The organism is Saccharopolyspora kobensis (genome assembly GCF_900108315.1).
In the GTDB taxonomy this organism is placed as follows: Bacteria; Actinomycetota; Actinomycetes; order Mycobacteriales; family Pseudonocardiaceae; genus Saccharopolyspora; species Saccharopolyspora kobensis.
This window is the reverse complement of the sequence record NZ_FNVB01000003.1, coordinates 888,886-906,439: the sequence shown is the minus strand read 5'-3', so window position 1 is coordinate 906,439 and position 17,554 is coordinate 888,886. Positions and strand designations below refer to the sequence as shown.

Below are 17,554 nucleotides of genomic sequence, written 5' to 3'. Positions count from 1 at the left end.
GAAGGTGTGAAGTGAGCAGTTCGCGACTGGCCGCGCAACGGAGCGAGGTCATCGCCATCGCCCAGCGCATGACGGCGGACCGGCTGGTGGTAGGCACGTCCGGCAACGTGTCGGTCCGCTGCGGCGACCTGGTGGCGGTGACGCCCTCTGGTGTCGACTACGACGACCTACAGGTCGCCGACATCCCCGTGGTGAACCTCGACGGCGACGTGGTGGAGGGCGACCTCAAGCCGACGTCGGAACTGCCGATGCACCTCACCGCGTACCGCGAGCACGATGCGGGCGCCGTGGTGCACACGCATTCGCTGAACGCGACGGCGTTGTCGTTGCTGCGCGACGAGGTCCCGGCGGTGCACTACCAGCTGGCGGACTTCGGCGGCCCGGTGCGGGTGGCGGAGTACGCGACGTTCGGCACCCCCGAGCTGGCGGTGTCGATGTCGAAGGCCCTGATCGGCCGGACCGGCTGCATCCTGCGCAACCACGGCACGGTGACCATCGCGGACTCCCTGCCGAAGGCCTACAACCGCGCCCGGCAGCTGGAGTGGCTGTGCGAACTGTGGTTGACCGCGAAGCAGGTCGGTGAACCCAGCCTGCTCAGCGACGAGGAAATGTCCCGCTGCGCGGAGCTCTTCAGCGGATACGGCCAGCAGGCCCGCTGAACCCGTAGGTCGTGGGCGCACTGCACGGCGGTGCGCCCACGACCCCTTTGCATTCCGGTCGCCCCACCGCTTCGAAGGCCGCGTTCGCGCAGATCGCCACCTGCCGGGAATTCGCTGGGCGGGCCCGCCGTCGGCCGGTACCGTGCGATGCGGAACGGGGGAGGGGTGGGCTGGTGCGCCCAGTGCTGCTGGTGGATGTGGACGGTCCGCTGAACCCGTTCGCCGCGGAGCCGCATCGGCGGCCCGAAGGTTACCGGACGCACCGGTTTCTGACGCCCAGCTGGGAGGCCGCCGAACGGCGCCGTCTGGCTGAGTGGGGTCTGCCGAACAAGCGGGTGAAACCTCTGCGGGTGTGGCTCAACCCGGCGCACGGCCAGGCGTTGGACGCGCTCCCCTTCGAGCTGGTGTGGGCGACCACGTGGGAGGACGAAGCCAACGCTTTCGTCGCACCGGTCCTAGGACTGCCCGAGCTGCCCTTCATCGCCTGGCCCTCGCCGCGTGACGAGCCTGGGGGCGGCGTGTTCTGGAAGACCCCGGAGATCGTCGCTTGGGCGAAAGGCCGGGCCTTCGCCTGGATCGATGACGAGATCACCGAAGCGGATCGGGCCTGGGTGAACGAGCATCACAACGGTCCTGCTCTGCTGCACCGGGTCGATCCCCGCTGCGGTCTCACCAGCAACGACTTCGCCGCACTCACGGCATGGGCGACCGGTCTGCGCTGACCCGGGGGCCAGCCGCCTCCGACGCCGTTCCGCACAATCATCGCGGGACAGTACTTCAGGCCCCTCGGGCACGCGGGCGTCACGCGGTGCCCTCCGGGGCCCTGGGTGCAGGGATGAGATCCCGGAGGGTTGCGCGGTATTCGGCGGGCAGCGCTCTGCCGCCAGGTCTGGGTTTCCGTGACGGGTCCACATCGGACGGTGGCGTGAACACCGGCCGACCGTGGTGCAGGCCGATTCCCCACCGCTGACCGTGCACGACGCGGTGGTGATGTGCGCAGAGCATGACCATGTTCTCGACGGTGGTGGGGCCGCCGTCGATCCAGTGCACGACGTGGTGCGCTTGCGGTGTGCCGGGCGGACGATCGCAGCCAGGGAAAGCGCACACGCCGTCGCGCTGCAACAGGGCGGCCCGGATGTGCGTGGGTGCTGTTCGCCGGGAGGTTCCGACGTCCAGCGGGAGGCTGTCCCCGCCGAGCACCATCGGCAACACCTCGCAGTCGCAGGCGATGCGGCGGACGTTCTCAGCGGTGATGGACTGTTCGGTCGCCTGGAGCGTGCCGGGCATGCCCTCGTCGCCGAGCAGCGACCCGCGCTTGAGGTCGTCGAAGTCGATGGTGATGTTCAGGTGCGGCCGCTGCCCGCCGGTGCGGGGCATCTGGTCGGAGTCCAGCACCAGATCGATCATCGCGGCGAACCCGTCGGCGTTGCGCTGCCCGGCACTGCGCGGATCCTTCTCGCCCTCGGTCTCGGGGCGAGGGCATGCCAGCGGCCGGAGCGCTTCGACGAACTTCGCACCGACTTCCCGGTCGAGCCGCGCCTTGACGACCAGCATGCCGTCCCGCCCGGTGGCGCAGTGCAGCTCCCGCGCCTCGTGCTGCGCCTCCTCGTCGCGGTACGCCCCGTCCTGGTCCAGCAGGTACTTGATGCGCTCGGCCAGCTTGGCGAGATCACGCGGGCACATGCGGCGCGCGTTGTCGGCCAGGATGGCGTCGATCTGGGGAGTGTGGTGAACCCGCGTGTGCTCGGGCATGGTTCGCACACAGCGGGAAACGACTCGCGCGTGCTCGATTCCGATGGCCCCGTCGGTCAACGCGGCAGCGGTGGCGGGCAGATCGGCGGGCAGCGGTTCGCCCCAGCCGGACGTCCGCTGCTCGACGTCGCGCGCCACGACAACACGCGACTTGGCCTCCCCGAAGTCGATGTTGAGCAACCCCTGCAGTCATGCCTGCGGTGAGCGCGCTCCCCGCTCGACGTGCAACCCGCGATGCCCGGCCTCGGCGATCAACTGCAACTGCCGCATCCGGGCCACCCGCACGGCCCGCTCGATCTCGGCGATCTCAGCAACGATCTCGGCATCGCGAAGAGCCACCGCAGACCGCCCGCCAGCGCAGAGCTCGACGGCCACCCCACCCTCGGTGGCGGCAGCCGGAGCCGTCACCGAGCCCGAACGGCCCTCGGCGTCACCAGCGGAACTCATCAAAAGCGGTGCCATGCAACGATTGTCGCACCGATAGAACAAAGTTTCGACAAAATATCGATCACTCGATGCGGTGATCAAACCCGGGGAAGGGAGCTGCTCCGGCGCCGGAGTGCCGGGTGTCGTCGTTCGATGCCGATGCCCAAAGAGCCAACTGCAGCAACCAATCGCCAGGGCGCCCAACGCACGACGAGCCGCGCACCGCACCGCTACGGGCCAAGTGTGACGTCCCCCGCTTAACCGCACCGAAACCGCACGTCGACCGAACGCAACACGCCCCCGGAACCATGGCCTCATGAACCCCGGACCGCATCGCCAAGCGCGCGGCGACTGGACCCGCGAACTCGTCGAGTTGGCCGCGCTGTTCCTCGCGGCGGGCGCGGTGAACCTCGCCGTGACCGGCGCGCACGCCCTGACCGTCGGCTCGTCCGTGCTGCTGTCGATCGGTGCTGTTCTGCTGGTCGTCGCAGCGATCCGCTGGTTCCTGAAGCGCCCACCCCAGGTCACGACGACCGCACCGGCACCAGTGCCCGAAGAGCCCGACGTCCGCCAGGCGCTGTGGAGGCTCCGCGCATCGGTCACCGACGCACCGGGCAGGCTCGCCCGGCTGGCGGGCGGATTGGCCGCGCTCGGCGGCGACATCCGCACCATGCAGGTCCACCCGGTGGCGGACGGCGCGGTCGACGAGGTCCTGCTGCACGTGCCCGACCGGACAACCCGCTGGGAGCTGATCGAGGCCGTCGAAGCCGCGGGCGGCCGGGACGTCGTCGTCGCGCGGGCGGACGTGCGGGAACTCGACGACGTGCCAACGAGAACCGCGAACCTGGCCACCGATCTGGTCAACGGCCGCACCGATCTCGTCCGCGCGCTGTCCGCGCTGCTGGGCCGCGTGGAAGTCCGCTGGCAGGAGGAGGCGGGCTCGTGCTCCGGGACGGCGATGCGCCTGGCCGCGCCGGGCGGCGGTGAGCTGGTGCTGGAGCGTCCAGGCGGTTCGTTCACGCCTGCCGAGTTCGCTCGGGCGAGCGCGATGGTCGAGCTGGCTGCCGCCTGCCGAACGCGAATTCGCCCACCGCAGGACCAGTTCCGCACCTCGGGCGGCGTGGAGTTGACGATCCGGGCGGCCGACCGCGCGGATGTGGCGCTGGTGGCCGAGTTCCACGAGCGCTGCTCCAGCGCCGCCCGCTACCGGCGCTACTTCAGCCCGGGACCGGCGCCGGGCGTGCGCGGCCTGCAGCGGCTGCTCACCCCGGCGCTCGGCCGGGCGCTGCTGGCGGTGGCCCCGAACGGCGACGTGGTCGGCATGGGGAACCTGATGTACGACGGCGACACCGGCGAGCTCGCCCTGCTGGTCCGCGACGACTGGCAGCGGCGCGGGGTGGGGGCGGCGCTGGCGGGCAGGCTCGTCGAGCAGGCCCGGCAGCTGGACCTGCGCACGCTCACCGCGCACACCCACGTCGACAACACCGCGATCGCGCGGACCCTGCGCCGCGCGGGGCTGAAGCTGGTCGGCGCGCCGGAGCCGGGGGAGTGGCGGTGGTCGCGGGAATTGCAGCCATCTCAACGTTTTGTTGATTATCGTCCGCCATCTTGACGCGCCCGGCTCGACTGCGGAAACTCTCCTACCACTCGGCGAAATCGATTTTCCGCAGTACGAGAGACGTGAGCCCATGCGCGAAACCGAACGCAAGACATCCGGGAACCGGGCGAAGAGGATCCTGTCCTCGCTGTTCGTCCAGGTCCTCATCGCGGCGGCAATCGGCATCGCCGTCGGTCACTTCTGGCCGGACTTCGGCTCGGCGCTCAAGCCGATCGGCGACGGGTTCATCCGCCTGATCAAGATGGCGATCGCGCCGCTGATCTTCTGCGTGGTCGTCGTCGGCATCTGCAAGGCGGGCGACATGCGGTCGGTCGGGCGGATCGGCTTGAAAGCGCTGATCTACTTCGAGGTCGTCACCACCGCGGCGCTGGCGCTGGGCCTGGTCGCGGGCAACGTGCTGCAGCCGGGTGCCGGGCTCGACATCGACCCGGCCACGCTCGACGCCTCCGCGGTCACCGAGAAGACCCACGGCGAGCAGATGCCCGGCCCGGCCGAGTTCGTGCTGCACATGATCCCGGAGAGCGCGGTCGCCGCGTTCGCCGAGAACGAGCTGCTGCAGGTGCTGCTGTTCGCCGTCCTGTTCGCCGCCGGCCTGCTGCACGTCGGGATCACCCGCGCCCCGCAGGTCTTCGCGTTCATCGACCAGACCGGCGAGATCATCTTCAAGATCATCGGCTACGTCATGCGCCTCGCGCCGATCGCGGTGTTCGGCTCCATGGCCTACCTCATCGGCGAGTACGGGCTGTCCTCGCTGAACACCTACGCCAAACTGATCGCCGCCTGCTACGGCGCCGCACTGCTGTTCTGCCTGGTGCTCGGCGTGCTGCTCCGCGCCTTCACCGGGCTCAGCCTGCTGCGCTTCCTGCGCTACACCCGCGAGGAGTTCGCGCTGGCGGTGGGCACCGCGTCCAGCGAGGCCGTCATGCCGCGGATCATGGAGAAGCTGGAACGCGCCGGGTGCCGCAAGGAAGCGGTCGGGCTCGTGGTGCCCACCGGGTACTCGTTCAACCTCGACGGCGCCTCGATCTACCTCTCGCTGGCAACGCTGTTCATGGCGCAGGCCGTCGGCGTCGAGCTGACCGTCGGCCAGCAGATCACCGTGATCCTGGTGCTCGTGCTGACGTCGAAGGGCATGGCGGGCGTTCCGGGTTCGGCGTTCATCGCCCTGTCCGCCACCGCGTCCGCGGTCGGCGTCATCCCGGTGGCCGCGGTGGCTTTGATGCTCGGCGCGGACCGCTTCATGGACACGATGCGCGTGGTCACCAACCTGCTCGGCAACTGCGTGGCGACCTTCATCGTGTCCAAGTGGGACGGTGCCTTCGACCGGGAGCGGGCCCGGGAGGTCCTGGCCGCGGAGGTGCCCGCGGTTCGCGAGCCGGATTCGGACGCGGCCAAGCTGTGAAGAGCCGGTCGGTGCCGCGTCGGGGGCGCGGCACCGACCGCGAATCAGTTGTCCGCCAGCTTCTCGGCGATCATCGGGGCGATGGTGTCCAGCGAGTGCGGGATGCTCAGGACGGTGTTGTGCGCCAGCTCGATCCCGGCCTCCATGTGCGGCAGGACGATCACGTCACCGCGCTTGGCCACCTCCAGCCGCTGGAACAGCGGGTCGTCGGCCAGCCTCTGGCTGTTGCCCTTCTGGTCGATGACGACCAGCACGTCGGACTCCAGCAGCGAGGTCTTCTCCGGGCTGAGGTCGACGTAGAACCGCTTGCCGTCGTCGAGCTGCTGCACACCGGCGGGCAGCTCGATGCCCAGCCCGTCCATGAACTGGCCGCGCGCGTCGTTGCGGGTGTAGGGCCAGTAGCCGCCCTGCGGGTTGATCAGCACCACCGCGCCGGTGGCCTCGGCGAACTCCGGGTGCTGCGCGGCGACCTGGTCGATGCGGGCCTGGGTGTCGGTGACCAGCTTCTCGGCCTGCTCCGACTTGCCGACGGCCTTGCCGATGATCCGGGTGGCGTCCTGCCACGGCGTGCCGTAGTCGGGAACGCCCTCGGGGCGCACGATGGTCGGCGCGACCGCGGAGAGCCGCTGGTACAGCGATTCGTCGACGGCGGCGTTGACCGCCACGATCAGGTCCGGCTGCAGCGAGGCGACCTTCTCCAGGTCGACGTCGCCCTGCGTGGCGAACAGGTAGGGCTTCGCACCGCGCAGCCGGTCCCTCGCCCACGAGCCGGGGCCGTCCGTCGGGCCCCAGGGGCGCATGGCCACCGGGATCACGTCGAGGGCGAGCAGCGGGTCGACGTCGGTGTATCCGAGTGCGATGACGCGCTCCGGGCGCTTGGGGATCTCCGTGGTGCCCTGGGAGTGCTGGATGGTCACGGGGAAGGCGCCGTCGGCGGGCTGCTGCACCTCGTCGGTGCCGGGGCCGCCGCAACCGGCGACCAGCAGCAGCGCGGCCAACGCGCCGAGGAGGGCGGCGGCGCGGCGCCGCAGGGGGAACGGGGACATCGGAGTGCCTCGCAATCTCGCTCAGGTTAGCCAAGGCTAACCTGAGCGAGATTCGGCTCGGTTCAGTGGATCGAGATGACGCCGATGCCGAGGCCGGTGCCGATCACCACCGCGCACACCAGCAGCGCCCACTTGATCGCGAACCGGTGGTGGTCGCCGAGGTCGACCTTGGCCAGGCCGATCAGCACGTACATCGCGGGCACCAGCGGGCTGAGCATGTGGATCGGCTGGCCCAGCAGCGAGGCGCGGGCGATCTCGATCGGCGCGATCCCGTGCTGCGCGCCGGCCTCGGCCAGGATCGGCATGATGCCGAAGTAGAACGCGTCGTTGCTCATGAAGAAGGTGAACGGGACGCTGAGCACCGCGACGATCACGCTGAAGAACGGGTAGAGGCCGTCCGGCATGGCGCTGAGCAGGTAGTGCGCCATCTGCTCGATCATCCCGGTGCCCGACAGCACGCCGGTGAAGACCGCGGCGGCGAAGACCATCGACACCACCGAGACCACGCTGTCGGCGTGCGCGGCGATGCGTGCCCGCTGCATGTCCAGGTGCGGGTAGTTGACCAGCAGCGCGATCCCGGTGCCGATCATGAACAGCACGGCGATCGGCAGCACGCCGACGATCAGCGCCACCAGCAGCGCGGCGGTCAGCGCCGCGTTGAACCAGATCAGCTTCGGCCGCAGCGACTCGCGGTCCGGGGCCAGCACGTCGAAGTCGGCCGAGTCGCCAGCGCTGCCGCCGGTGCCGGAACCGGTGGTGCCGCCGCCTCCGCCGGCGAGCACCAGCTCACCGCTGCGCACCCGGGCGCGCTCGCGCAGCCCGAGCATCCAGGCGAGCACGAAGACGGTGGCCAGCCCGGCCACCAGCGGCGGGATCATCGGCACGAACAGCTCCTGCGGGTCCAGCCCCAGCGCGCTGGCGGCGCGGGCGGACGGGCCGCCCCACGGCACCACGTTCAGGATCGCGTTGGTCAGGCAGGCCAGGCCGGTCATCAGCACCGGGCTGATGCCCAGCTTCCGGTACAGCGGCAGCAGCGCGGACACGGTGATCATGAACGTGGTGGTGCCGTCGCCGTCCAGCGACACCACGGCGACCAGGGCCACCGTGCCGACGATCAGCCGCAGCGGGTCGTTGCGGGTCAGCCGGACCACCGCGCGGGTGATCGGGTCGAACAACCCGGCGTCGATCATGATCCCGAAGTACAGGATCGCGAACAGCAGCATCGCCGCCGTCGGCGCCACCGAGCCGATGCCGTCGACGATCATGTCGCCGAGCTCCGTCGCGAAGCCGCCGATCAGCGCGAACGCCGCGGGCACCACGATCAGCGACACCATCGGCGACACCCGCTTGGTCATCACCAAGAAGAGGAAGACCGTCACCATGCACAACCCGAGGAGCGCGATCAACGCCTTCCTCCTTCCCGCGGAGTGGTCCGCGTAACAGCGGTGTTTCGTTTCGCGAGACCGTAGGTGAACGGTCCGGGACGCCGGGAGTCTTGTGCGCGTTGTCCGCCTAGCCCGCGTTCTCCGCGTTCTGCTCGTTCTGCTCGCGGGTTAGGGTCGACGCATGTCACGCCGGCCGATGAGGTTCGCGCGGCAGGCGCTGCTGCTGCAGATCGGTCTGATCGCGCTCGTCGTCGGGATCGGGTTCGTCCTCGTCGCGTCCCTGCTGGACCGGGCCCTGGTGGACCAGTTCGGACAGCGCGCGCTCGCGGTGGCGCACGCGGCCGCCGCGGACACCGACCTCGCCGCCGCGGTGGCGCGCGACGACCGCAGCGGGACGGTGCAGGAGCGCGCGGAGCAGATCCGGGTCAACACCGGCGCGCTGTTCATCGTCATCGCCGACCGGCGCGGCATCAGGCTGGCGCACCCGGACCCGAGCAAGATCGGCGAGCCGGTGAGCACCGATCCGAGCGAGGTGCTGGCCGGCCACGACGTGGTCGACGTGCAGCGCGGCACGCTCGGGTTCTCCGCGCGCGGCAAGGTCCCGCTGCGCGACCGCACCGGTGCCGTCGTCGGGCAGGTCAGCGTCGGGTTCGACACCGAGGACATCGACCACGCCCTGCTGCGGCTGCTGGGCACCACGGCGGCGTTCACCGGCGGCGCCCTCGTGGTCGGCGTGATCGGCGCAGCGCTGCTCACGCGCGGGCTCAAGCGCCGGACGCTGGGTCTGGAGCCGCACGAACTGGCCGACCTGGTGCGCGAACGCGAGGCGGTGCTCTACGGCATCGGGGAAGGAGTGCTCGCCGTCGACACCGACGGGCGGGTGTCCTTCGCCAACCAGGAAGCCGAGCAGCTGCTGGGCACCGGCGTGAGGCCCGGGACGCCGGTGCGCGAGCTGGCGGTCCCGTCCCGGCTGCGCAGCGCGCTGGAGAGCGGGCAGCCGGTGCAGAACCTGATCACCGTGGCCGGGGATCGGGTGCTGGTCGCCAACCACCGCCGGGTCAGCCGCGACGGCGCGGACCTGGGCAGCGTGCTCACCCTGCGCGACCGCACCGACCTGGAGGTGCTCAGCCGCGAGCTGGAGTCGGTGCGCGGCATGACCGATGTGCTGCGCGCGCAGCGCCACGAGTTCAGCAACCGGCTGCACACCCTGTCCGGGCTGCTGCAGACCGGGCACCAGGAGGACGCCGTCGCCTACCTGCAGGCGCTCACCAGCGGACCGGTGACCGGGCTGGGGCCGGCGGCCGACGCGGTGCGAGATCCGGTGCTGCTGGCGTTCCTGGCGGCGAAGAAGGCCGTCGCGGCGGAGAAGTCGGTGGACCTGGAGCTGGGGGAGACCAGCTGGGTGCCGGGCCGGGTGCGCGCACCGGTGGAGGTGACCACGGTGGTCGGCAACCTGGTGGACAATGCCGTGACCGCGGCGCAGCTCGGCGAGCGGCGGCCTGCCCGGGTCGAGGTCGACCTGCTCGCCGACGGTGCGACGCTGCACGTGTCCGTTGTGGACAGCGGGCGCGGCGTTCCGCCGGAACTGCGGGAAGATCTGTTCGTGGAAGGCGTTTCCACGAAGGACGGCGACCACGGGCTGGGGTTGGCGCTGTGCAGGCAGGCCGCCCGGAGCTTCGGCGGCGACGTCCGGTTGGCCGACCCGGGCGACCCGGCCGAGCGCGGTGCGGTGTTCCACGCGTGGCTGCCCGGTGCGGTGGCGGAGACGGAGGAGGGTGCATGATCCGCGTGCTGGTGGTGGAGGACGACTTCCGGGTGGCCCGGGTGCACGCCGAGTTCACCGAGCGCGTCGCCGGGTTCCAGGTGGTGGGCACCGCCCACTCGGCCGCCGAGGCCCGCGACCTGATCGTCTCCTGCCACCCCGACCTGGTGCTGCTGGACAACTACCTGCCCGACTGCGCGGGCATCGCGCTGCTCGCCGACCTCGACGTCGACGTGATCATGCTGACCGCGGCGGCCGACGCCGCGTCGGTGCGCGCGGCGCTGTCCGCGGGCGCGCTGAACTACCTGGTCAAGCCGTTCACCGCGGAGCAGCTCGCGGACCGGCTCAGCGCCTACGCGCGCTACCACGCGCGGCTGTCGCCGACCGGCGGCCAGGTCGGTCAGGACGAGATCGACCGCGCGATGCGCCTGCTGCACGAAGGCGACAGCCCAGGAGCGCCGAAGGGCCAGTCCGCGGTGACCTCCCGCCTGGTGCAGGACGCGCTGCGCTCAGCGGACGGCCCGCGCTCGGCGGCGGAGATCGCCGCCGAGCTGGGCATCGCCCGGGCCACCGCCCAGCGCTACCTCGCGGGCCTGGCCCAGGACGGCAAGGCCCGCATGACGCTGCGCTACGGAGCCAGCGGCCGCCCGGAACACCAGTACGAGACGAGCGGCACCTGACGGACCGCGATTTCAATTGAAATCAGACGTGCGATTTCAATTGAAATCGCGGAAGTTGTCCACAGGTGTCGGCGTGTCGGGATCCGACGCGCCGACGATCCGCAACTTCAATTGAAATCACGTCCTCGATTTCAATTGAAATTGCGGATCCCGGTCAGGCGACGTGGGCTGCCGGGGGGAGGTCGGTGCGGGTGCCTTCGGGCCACTGGGCCGGTTCCGGGCCCAGTTCGACCAGCTGGCGGACCTGGAGCTCGCACCACGGCGACACCTCGGTCCGGCCGGACAGCACCTCGGCGCTGAACTCCTTCCAGTTCACCCAGCGGGTCTCGGCGACCTCGTCGGGGTTGGGCTCCGGGGTGCGGTCGGTGAAGGCGAAGAACACCGGGCACATCTCGTTCTCGACAACCCCGTTGGGCATCACGGCGCGGTAGCGGAAGCCGGGCAGCGCCAGCTCCAGGCCGTGCACGGTCAGGCCCAGCTCCTCGTCGAGCCGCCGGGTGATCGCGGCCTTCATCTCCTCATCGGGCGCCGGGTGGCCGCAGCAGGTGTTCGTCCACACGCTCGGGAAGGTCTTCTTGTGGTGTGCCCGCTGGGTCAGCAGGAACTCCCCGCGCTCGTTGAAGACGTAGCAGGAGAAGGCCAGGTGCAGCGGCGTTTCCCGGTGGTGCACGGTCGTCTTGTCCTCGACCCCGATCGCCTGACCGGACTCGTCGAGCAGTACCACCTGTTCCACTGGTGAGACCTCCATGGGTTGCTGTCCGCTGCGGCCACCCGGGCGGGTCGCCGGTCAGTGCCGCCGGGGCACCAACACCACTTTGCCGTAGGTCTGCCGATTCTCCAGGGCGACATGCGCGGCGGCCGCCTCGGCAAGCGGGAACGGCGGGCCGACCAGCGGCTTCAGGCTGCCGTCGGCCAGCGCGGCCAGCGCCTCGTCCTCCAGCTCCCGCATGCCGCCGGGCACGTCCTTCAGCAGGTTCGGGCCGAGCGCGACCGAGGCGGCCACCGAGCGGTTGACCAGGTCGTCGGAGGTGAACCGGTGCTCGCCGAACTGCCGCCCGTACATGACGATCCGGCCGCCAGGACCGATCAGGTCGAACGCCGCCCGCCCGTAGGCGCCGCCCGCGCCGTCGAGCACCAGGCTCACCGGGCGGCCGAGCTCCTCGCGCACCCGGTCGGCCCAGCCCTCCTCGGTGTAGTCCACCGCAAGGTCCGCGCCCAGCTCGCCGACCTTGCCCGCCTTGAGCGGGCCGCCCGCCGCGCCCACCACGGTCGCGCCGATGTTGCGGGCGTGCTGGACCGCCAGCGCGCCGATGCCACCGGCCGCCGAGGTGACCAGCACGACGTCGTCGCTGCTCGGACGGGCGATGCGCAGGATGGACATGGTGGTGCGCCCGGTGCCGATCATCGCCACCGCCGCGGTCGGATCGGTGCCCTCCGGCAGCACCTGCACCGACTCGACCTCGCGCACCGCGAACTCCGCGTAGCCGCCGCTGGCCTGGCCCAGGTGGGCCACGACGTGCCGCCCGAGCCAGTCGGAGGCCACGTCCTCGCCGATCTCGTCGACGATCCCGGCCACCTCGCGGCCCGGTGTCATGGGCAGCTCGGGCGGGCCGTAGGGACCGACGCCGCTCTGCCGGATGAGGGTGTCGACCACGTGGACGCCGGCCGCGGCGACCGCGATGCGGACCTGCCCGGGGCCCGGGTGCGGGTCGGGCACCTCCTCGTGGCGGAGGACCTCCGCGGGGCCGAACTCGTACTGCCGGATCGCGCGCATGCCGTGCTCCTGTGCTCGTGGAAGTGGGCGTGAGCGCGGTATTCGCGCTCACGCCCACGACGCTAGGAGCTCGACCTAGCTGGAGATCAAGACCCGCTTGGCGGATCAGGCCACCAGGATGCCCGCGATGGCGGCGCTGAGCAGGTTCGCCAGGGTGCCGGCGATGATCGCGCGGACGCCGTCGCGGGCGATCCAGCCGCGCTTGGACGGGACCATGCCGCCCAGGCCGCCGAGCAGGATGCCCAGCGAACCGAGGTTGGCGAAGCCGGTGAGCGCGAAGGTGATGATGACCGCGCTCTTCTCGCTGAACTGGGCGATCTGCGGGCCGAAGTCGGCGAACGCGACGAACTCGTTGAGCACGAGCTTCTGGCCGAGGAAGCTGCCCGCGGACACCGCCTCGTCCCACGGCACGCCGATCACCCACATCAGCGGCGAGAACACGTAGCCCAGGATCTGCTGCAGCGTCAGGTCGCCCAGCCCGAACAGCCCGCCGACACCGCCGACGATCAGGTTGACCAGCGCGATCAGCGAGATGAACGCGAACAGCATCGCGCCGACGTTCAGCGCGAGCTTCAGACCGTCGGAGGCGCCGGAGGCCGCGGCGTCGATGACGTTGCGCGGCTTGTCCTCCACGGCCTCGGTCACCGGCTCCTCGGCCTCGGCGGGGTCGGCCTTGGCCGCGCCGGGCGCGTCGGTCTCCTCGGTCTCCGGCTCCTTGCTCGCCGGGATGATGATCTTGGCCATCAGCAGGCCGGCGGGCGCGGCCATGAAGCTGGCCGCGATCAGGTGGTCCAGGCTCGCGCCCAGCATCGCGTAGCCGACCATCACGGTGCCCGCCACGGTGGCCAGGCCGCCGGTCATCACCGCGAAGAACTCCGAGCGGGACATCTTCGGCAGGTACGGCCGCACCATCAGCGGCGCCTCGGTCATGCCGAGGAAGATGTTCGCGGTGGCGTTCAGCGATTCCGGCTTCGTGGTGCCCAGCAGCTTCTGCAGGCCACCACCGATGATCCGGACCACCCACTGCAGGATGTTCCAGTGGTAGAGCACCGCGGTCAGCGCCGAGATGAACACGATGATCGGCAGCACCTGGAAGGCCACCACGGTGCCCTCGGTGGGCAGGATCGGCCCGACCATGAACTCGATGCCCTCCTTGGAGGAATCGAGCACCTTCTGCACCGCGCCGCTCACCGCGGACAGCGCCTGCTTGCCCAGGTCCCAGCGCAGCACGACGAACGCGAACAGGATCTGGATCGCCAGCGCCCCGAGCACGGTGCGAGGATTGATCGCGCGCCGGTTGGTCGACATCGCGAATGCGATCAGCAGCACGACGAGCATGCCACCAATACCCCACAAGACCTGCACGTGCATCAGCCTTCTCTCCGGTGAACGCCGCGGGAGCGACGTGACGAGGAACTCGGGCATGCTCGCATGCAGGTCAGAGGTCGTGCACAGGGGACTGTCATTTGTGACTGGTGTCTCCTGCGGGACCGATCACCCCGGGCGCGGCCTCCGCACCCGGGGCGACCGGGCGGTCACCGCCCGTTGTGCAGCGGGACGGTGATCTGCTTCAGCCAGGTGCCGGTGGCGAAGTCGCGCGCCTTGATCAGCACGTCGCGGGGGCCGACCTCGATCTGCAGGCCCTGGTTGAGCGCCCGGGTGGTGGTCTCCTCCCCGCCCTTGCCGTTGTCGCGCCAGCCGGTCTCGATCGCACCGGTGTTGACCACGGTGAAGCCCTCGAGGTTGCCCGAGCCCGGCACCACGCGCCGCACCGTCCAGTCGGGCAGCTCCAGGTGGTAGTGCGTGTGCCCGGTGAAGACGAAGACGTCCGGGTAGCGGCCGAGCGCGTTCAGCAGCCGGTCGGCCTGCAGGTACTCCTTGGCGTAGCTCGCGCGCTGCGTGCCGGAGACGGTGTTGGGCAGCGGGTGGTGGGTCAGCACCATCACCGGGGTGCGGCGCTGCGCCCAGTGCGCGAGCCGGTCCTCCAGCCAGCCGAACTGCTCGTCGCTCATCCACACCTCGTCCCACAGCTCCGGGTCGTGGTAGTGCGAGTAGCGCTCGGTTCCCAGGCACAGCAGCGGGACGCCGCCGAAGGAGGTCTCGGTGTAGACGGTGTCGCGCCCGGTGAAGCGGTAGAAGCTGGCGAACAGCGACTCCTCGGTGGTGCCGTTGGGCCAGGTGTCCTGCGCCAGGTTGTTCGGGTCGCGCCACTTCGGCACGTAGAACTCGTGGTTGCCGATCACCCAGGCCAGCTGCGCCGGGTGCGGGTGCTTGTCCAGAGTGGACTTGACCGCGTCGTACTCGAAGTCGTAGCCGCGCGGGGTGATGTCGCCGACGATGCCGAGCCCGGCGCTGCCCGGGTTGATGGCGGCCAGATCGTCCAGCGCCCGGCCGAAGTCGGCGAGGTCGCCCTGGATGTCGCTGATCAGGTTGAACCGCACCCGGTTCGCCGCGTGCGGCGGTGGTGCGGCCTGCGCGGTGCCGCTCAGCGCGGCGGTCGCCGCGACCGAACCACCTGCTGCGACCAGGAATGACCGACGGTCCATCTGGCTGTTTCCTCCTCCGGCTCCGGAATTCGGGCAGGCGGACGGTAACCGGGCGGAACGCCGTGCCGGTGGACGTCCGGTGGATTCCCGCCGAACTCTCCGGACGGCTGTGGTGAATCCGGGAACGCGCGGTGGGCGGCGAGTTCCCGTCAAACCCGCCGCGCCCCGCGCCCCGCTGGATACGTTCCGCCCGAACCGGCCTGGCCCGGAAGAAGGGATGTGGCATGCCGAAACGACCCGTACTGGCGACCGCGACCGCCTTGGCCGCGGTGTCGGCCCTGGCCCTGCCCGCCAACGCGGCGAGCGCACCGGCCGAGGTCGCCCCGCTGACCGGCGTCGCCGCCGTGCAGGAGCACCTGCAGGAGCTGCAGAGCATCGCCGAGGCCAACGGCGGCAACCGCGCGGCGGGCACGCCCGGCTACAAGGCGTCGCTGGACTACATCAAGGCGCAGCTGGACGGCGCCGGGTTCGCCACCACGATCCAGGAGTTCAACGCCATCGGCGGCACCACCTACAACCTGCTGGCCGAGACGCCCGGTGGCGACGCCAACAGCGTGGTGATGTTCGGCGCCCACCTGGACAGCGTGAGCCGCGGCCCGGGCATCAACGACAACGGCACCGGCTCGGCGGCGATCCTGCAGGCGGCGCTGGACTACGCCGGCAGCGGCGCGACGCCGAAGAACAAGCTGCGCTTCGCCTTCTGGGGCGCCGAGGAGCAGGGCCTGGTCGGCTCGCAGCACTACGTGGACTCGCTGTCGCAGCCCGAGCAGGACCAGATCACCGCGTACCTGAACTTCGACATGGTCGGCTCGCCGAACGCGGGCTACTTCACCTACGACGGCGACGACTCCGACGGCGAGGGCGCCGGGCCGGGGCCGCAGGGCTCGGCGGAGATCGAGAAGCTGCTCAACGACGCGCTGGCGCAGGCCGGTGTGGAGACCGAGGGCACCGACTTCGACGGCCGCTCCGACTACGGGCCGTTCATCGCGGTGGGCATCCCGGCGGGCGGCACCTTCACCGGCGCCGAGCAGCGCAAGTCCGCCGAGCAGGCCCAGAAGTGGGGCGGCCAGGCGGGCCAGGCTTTCGACCCGTGCTACCACCAGTCGTGCGACACGGTCGACAACGTCGACACCCAGGCCCTGGACCGCAACCTCCAGGCGATCAACGCCGCGGTGACCGCCTACGCGGAGCAGTTCCCCCAGCAGTGAGGGTTTTCCGGCCTCGTTCCGCGTGGCGGTGCGGGTGGCGGAACCCCAGTCGTGACGCGGTGTCCGTGAGGCGGGCCGTCCCAGCCGGGACCGCCCGCCTCACGCGTCCCGCACCGAGCGCAGCGCGATCAGGTGCGCCAGGAGGATCGCCAGCACACCGCCGGCGAGCTTGCCCGCCAGCAGCGGCAGGATGAGGTTCGGCTGGAAGTTGGCGGTGAACGCCAGGTGATCGCCCACCAGGAACGCCGCGCACACTGCGTAGGCGATGCACAGCACCTTGTCCTTCGCCGGCATGTGCTGCACGAGCCGGAACAGCGCCAGCACGTTCGCCGACGCCGCGAGCAGGCCCGCGGTGCCCTCGGGGCTCATCCCGATGCGGCGCCCCAGAGCGCCCAGCGGCCGGGGCAGCCCCTTGCGCAGCACGTAGACCATCGGGAACGCGCCCGCCAGCATGATCCCGATGTTGCCCGCCACCTCCAGCGCCCGGTACTGGTCCTCGGCGTCGGCGATGACCGGGTCGAAGCCCCAGCCGCCCAGCAGCGCGCTGAAGACGCCGGTGAAGTGCTCGACGATCGACACCGCGAGCACGATCTTGAGCGCGGCGTCCAGGAACCGCCCGAACCACATGAACAGCCGGATCATCGCGGTCGGCCACAGCCGCAGCGCCACCGCCAGCACCACCACGAACGCGATCAGCGGCACCAGGTTCAGCAGCACCGCCGAAGTGTCCAAACCGGACAGCGGCGCGTCCGACGGCGCGTCGGCGGAGACCTCGCCGCGCACCGTCGTCCCGCTGACCAGCAGGATCGTCGTGGTGACCAGGGCGCCGACCGGGATGGCGAGCACGCCCGACATCACGCCCAGCGCCAGGAACCGGTGGTCGGCGCGGTCCAGGACGGCCAGTCCCACCGGCACGGTGAAGATGATCGTCGCACCGGCCAGGTAGCCGACCACCGAGGCCATGATCCAGCCGCCGGTCGACTGCGCGGTGGCCTGCGCCAGCTGGTAGCCGCCCATGTCCACCGCGATGAGGCTCGTCGCGGCGATCGCCGGGTCCGCGCCGATCGCGCCGAACAGCGGCCCGGCGGTGCGCTCGACGAAGGCCGACTGGTAGGGGATCGCGGCCATGATGCCGGCCACCGGGAGGAAGATCTGCCCGATCGAGCGCAGGCCCTCGACGAACTCGCGGCCCAGGCCGGTCTCCGCGTCGCGGATCGAGGCCACCGCGCCGACGAGGACGAATCCCATCATCAGGTAGATGATCGAGTTCCCGACGAGCTCCATCGCGGGTGCCCC

General features: G+C 70.7%; 16 protein-coding genes. 7 read left to right on the top strand and 9 right to left on the bottom strand.

Going from position 1 to position 17,554, the window contains the following annotated elements; translation table 11 throughout:
• Window positions 1–11 precede the first annotated feature (11 nt).
• A complete protein-coding gene (locus C4T78_RS12630) occupies window positions 12–659 on the top strand; it encodes a class II aldolase/adducin family protein (protein ID WP_093357395.1) in 648 nt (215 codons plus the stop codon).
• 182 nt (window positions 660–841) lie between these two features.
• Window positions 842–1,381 (top strand): HAD domain-containing protein, encoded by a 540-nt coding sequence (locus tag C4T78_RS12625; protein ID WP_093357393.1) that lies wholly within the window; start codon window positions 842–844, stop codon window positions 1,379–1,381.
• A gap of 79 nt (window positions 1,382–1,460) precedes the next feature.
• Here the strand turns inward: C4T78_RS12625 and C4T78_RS12620 are convergent, their stop codons facing one another.
• Both C4T78_RS12620 and C4T78_RS12615 read right to left on the bottom strand, forming a co-directional pair.
• The gene (locus C4T78_RS12620; RefSeq protein ID WP_107916113.1) at window positions 1,461–2,591 is read right to left on the bottom strand and encodes an HNH endonuclease signature motif containing protein; all 1,131 of its coding nucleotides are present in this window, start codon (window positions 2,589–2,591) and stop codon (window positions 1,461–1,463) included.
• A 9-nt stretch (window positions 2,592–2,600) separates the two neighbouring features.
• On the bottom strand, window positions 2,601–2,873 hold the full coding sequence (locus C4T78_RS12615; protein ID WP_107916114.1) for a hypothetical protein: 273 nt from the start codon (window positions 2,871–2,873) through the stop codon (window positions 2,601–2,603).
• A gap of 280 nt (window positions 2,874–3,153) precedes the next feature.
• Here C4T78_RS12615 and C4T78_RS12610 point away from each other — a divergent pair, with 280 nt between their 5' ends.
• Window positions 3,154–4,449 carry a GNAT family N-acetyltransferase gene (locus tag C4T78_RS12610; RefSeq protein WP_093357390.1) on the top strand — a complete coding sequence of 432 codons (1,296 nt, stop codon included), beginning with the start codon at window positions 3,154–3,156 and terminating at the stop codon, window positions 4,447–4,449.
• A gap of 76 nt (window positions 4,450–4,525) precedes the next feature.
• A complete protein-coding gene (gene dctA, locus C4T78_RS12605) occupies window positions 4,526–5,857 on the top strand; it encodes a C4-dicarboxylate transporter DctA (protein ID WP_093357388.1) in 1,332 nt (443 codons plus the stop codon).
• Between the two features lie 44 nt (window positions 5,858–5,901).
• Here the strand turns inward: dctA and C4T78_RS12600 are convergent, their stop codons facing one another.
• Both C4T78_RS12600 and C4T78_RS12595 read right to left on the bottom strand, forming a co-directional pair.
• Window positions 5,902–6,903, bottom strand: a complete 1,002-nt coding sequence (locus C4T78_RS12600; RefSeq protein ID WP_093357387.1) for an iron-siderophore ABC transporter substrate-binding protein — start codon at window positions 6,901–6,903, stop codon at window positions 5,902–5,904.
• 62 nt (window positions 6,904–6,965) lie between these two features.
• Window positions 6,966–8,309 (bottom strand): CitMHS family transporter, encoded by a 1,344-nt coding sequence (locus tag C4T78_RS12595; RefSeq protein WP_093357386.1) that lies wholly within the window; start codon window positions 8,307–8,309, stop codon window positions 6,966–6,968.
• 160 nt (window positions 8,310–8,469) lie between these two features.
• On the opposite strand from C4T78_RS12595, the gene C4T78_RS12590 reads away from it, so the two are divergent.
• Window positions 8,470–10,071, top strand: a complete 1,602-nt coding sequence (locus C4T78_RS12590) for a sensor histidine kinase (RefSeq protein ID WP_258958342.1) — start codon at window positions 8,470–8,472, stop codon at window positions 10,069–10,071.
• Entirely contained in the window at window positions 10,068–10,730 is a 663-nt protein-coding gene (locus C4T78_RS37315; RefSeq protein WP_093357383.1) for a response regulator, read from the top strand. Before C4T78_RS12590 ends, C4T78_RS37315 begins: the two co-directional genes overlap by 4 nt.
• 154 nt (window positions 10,731–10,884) lie before the next feature.
• Here the strand turns inward: C4T78_RS37315 and idi are convergent, their stop codons facing one another.
• The 4 genes from idi to C4T78_RS12565 all read right to left on the bottom strand — a co-directional run bounded on the left by idi (window position 10,885) and on the right by C4T78_RS12565 (window position 15,050).
• Window positions 10,885–11,463, bottom strand: a complete 579-nt coding sequence (gene idi, locus C4T78_RS12580; RefSeq protein WP_093357382.1) for an isopentenyl-diphosphate Delta-isomerase — start codon at window positions 11,461–11,463, stop codon at window positions 10,885–10,887.
• A gap of 54 nt (window positions 11,464–11,517) precedes the next feature.
• The gene (locus C4T78_RS12575; RefSeq protein ID WP_093357380.1) at window positions 11,518–12,504 is read right to left on the bottom strand and encodes a zinc-binding dehydrogenase; all 987 of its coding nucleotides are present in this window, start codon (window positions 12,502–12,504) and stop codon (window positions 11,518–11,520) included.
• Between the two features lie 105 nt (window positions 12,505–12,609).
• On the bottom strand, window positions 12,610–13,875 hold the full coding sequence (locus C4T78_RS12570) for a NupC/NupG family nucleoside CNT transporter (protein WP_177247768.1): 1,266 nt from the start codon (window positions 13,873–13,875) through the stop codon (window positions 12,610–12,612).
• A gap of 164 nt (window positions 13,876–14,039) precedes the next feature.
• Window positions 14,040–15,050: a DUF4073 domain-containing protein gene (locus C4T78_RS12565; protein ID WP_093357377.1), complete on the bottom strand. Its 1,011-nt coding sequence runs from the start codon at window positions 15,048–15,050 to the stop codon at window positions 14,040–14,042.
• A gap of 224 nt (window positions 15,051–15,274) precedes the next feature.
• Between C4T78_RS12565 and C4T78_RS12560 the strand changes: the two genes are divergently transcribed.
• Window positions 15,275–16,258 carry a M28 family metallopeptidase gene (locus tag C4T78_RS12560; protein WP_093357375.1) on the top strand — a complete coding sequence of 328 codons (984 nt, stop codon included), beginning with the start codon at window positions 15,275–15,277 and terminating at the stop codon, window positions 16,256–16,258.
• A 99-nt stretch (window positions 16,259–16,357) separates the two neighbouring features.
• Here C4T78_RS12560 and C4T78_RS12555 read toward each other — a convergent pair whose 3' ends face one another.
• A complete protein-coding gene (locus tag C4T78_RS12555) occupies window positions 16,358–17,542 on the bottom strand; it encodes an ethanolamine utilization protein EutH (RefSeq protein WP_093357374.1) in 1,185 nt (394 codons plus the stop codon).
• Window positions 17,543–17,554 lie beyond the last annotated feature (12 nt).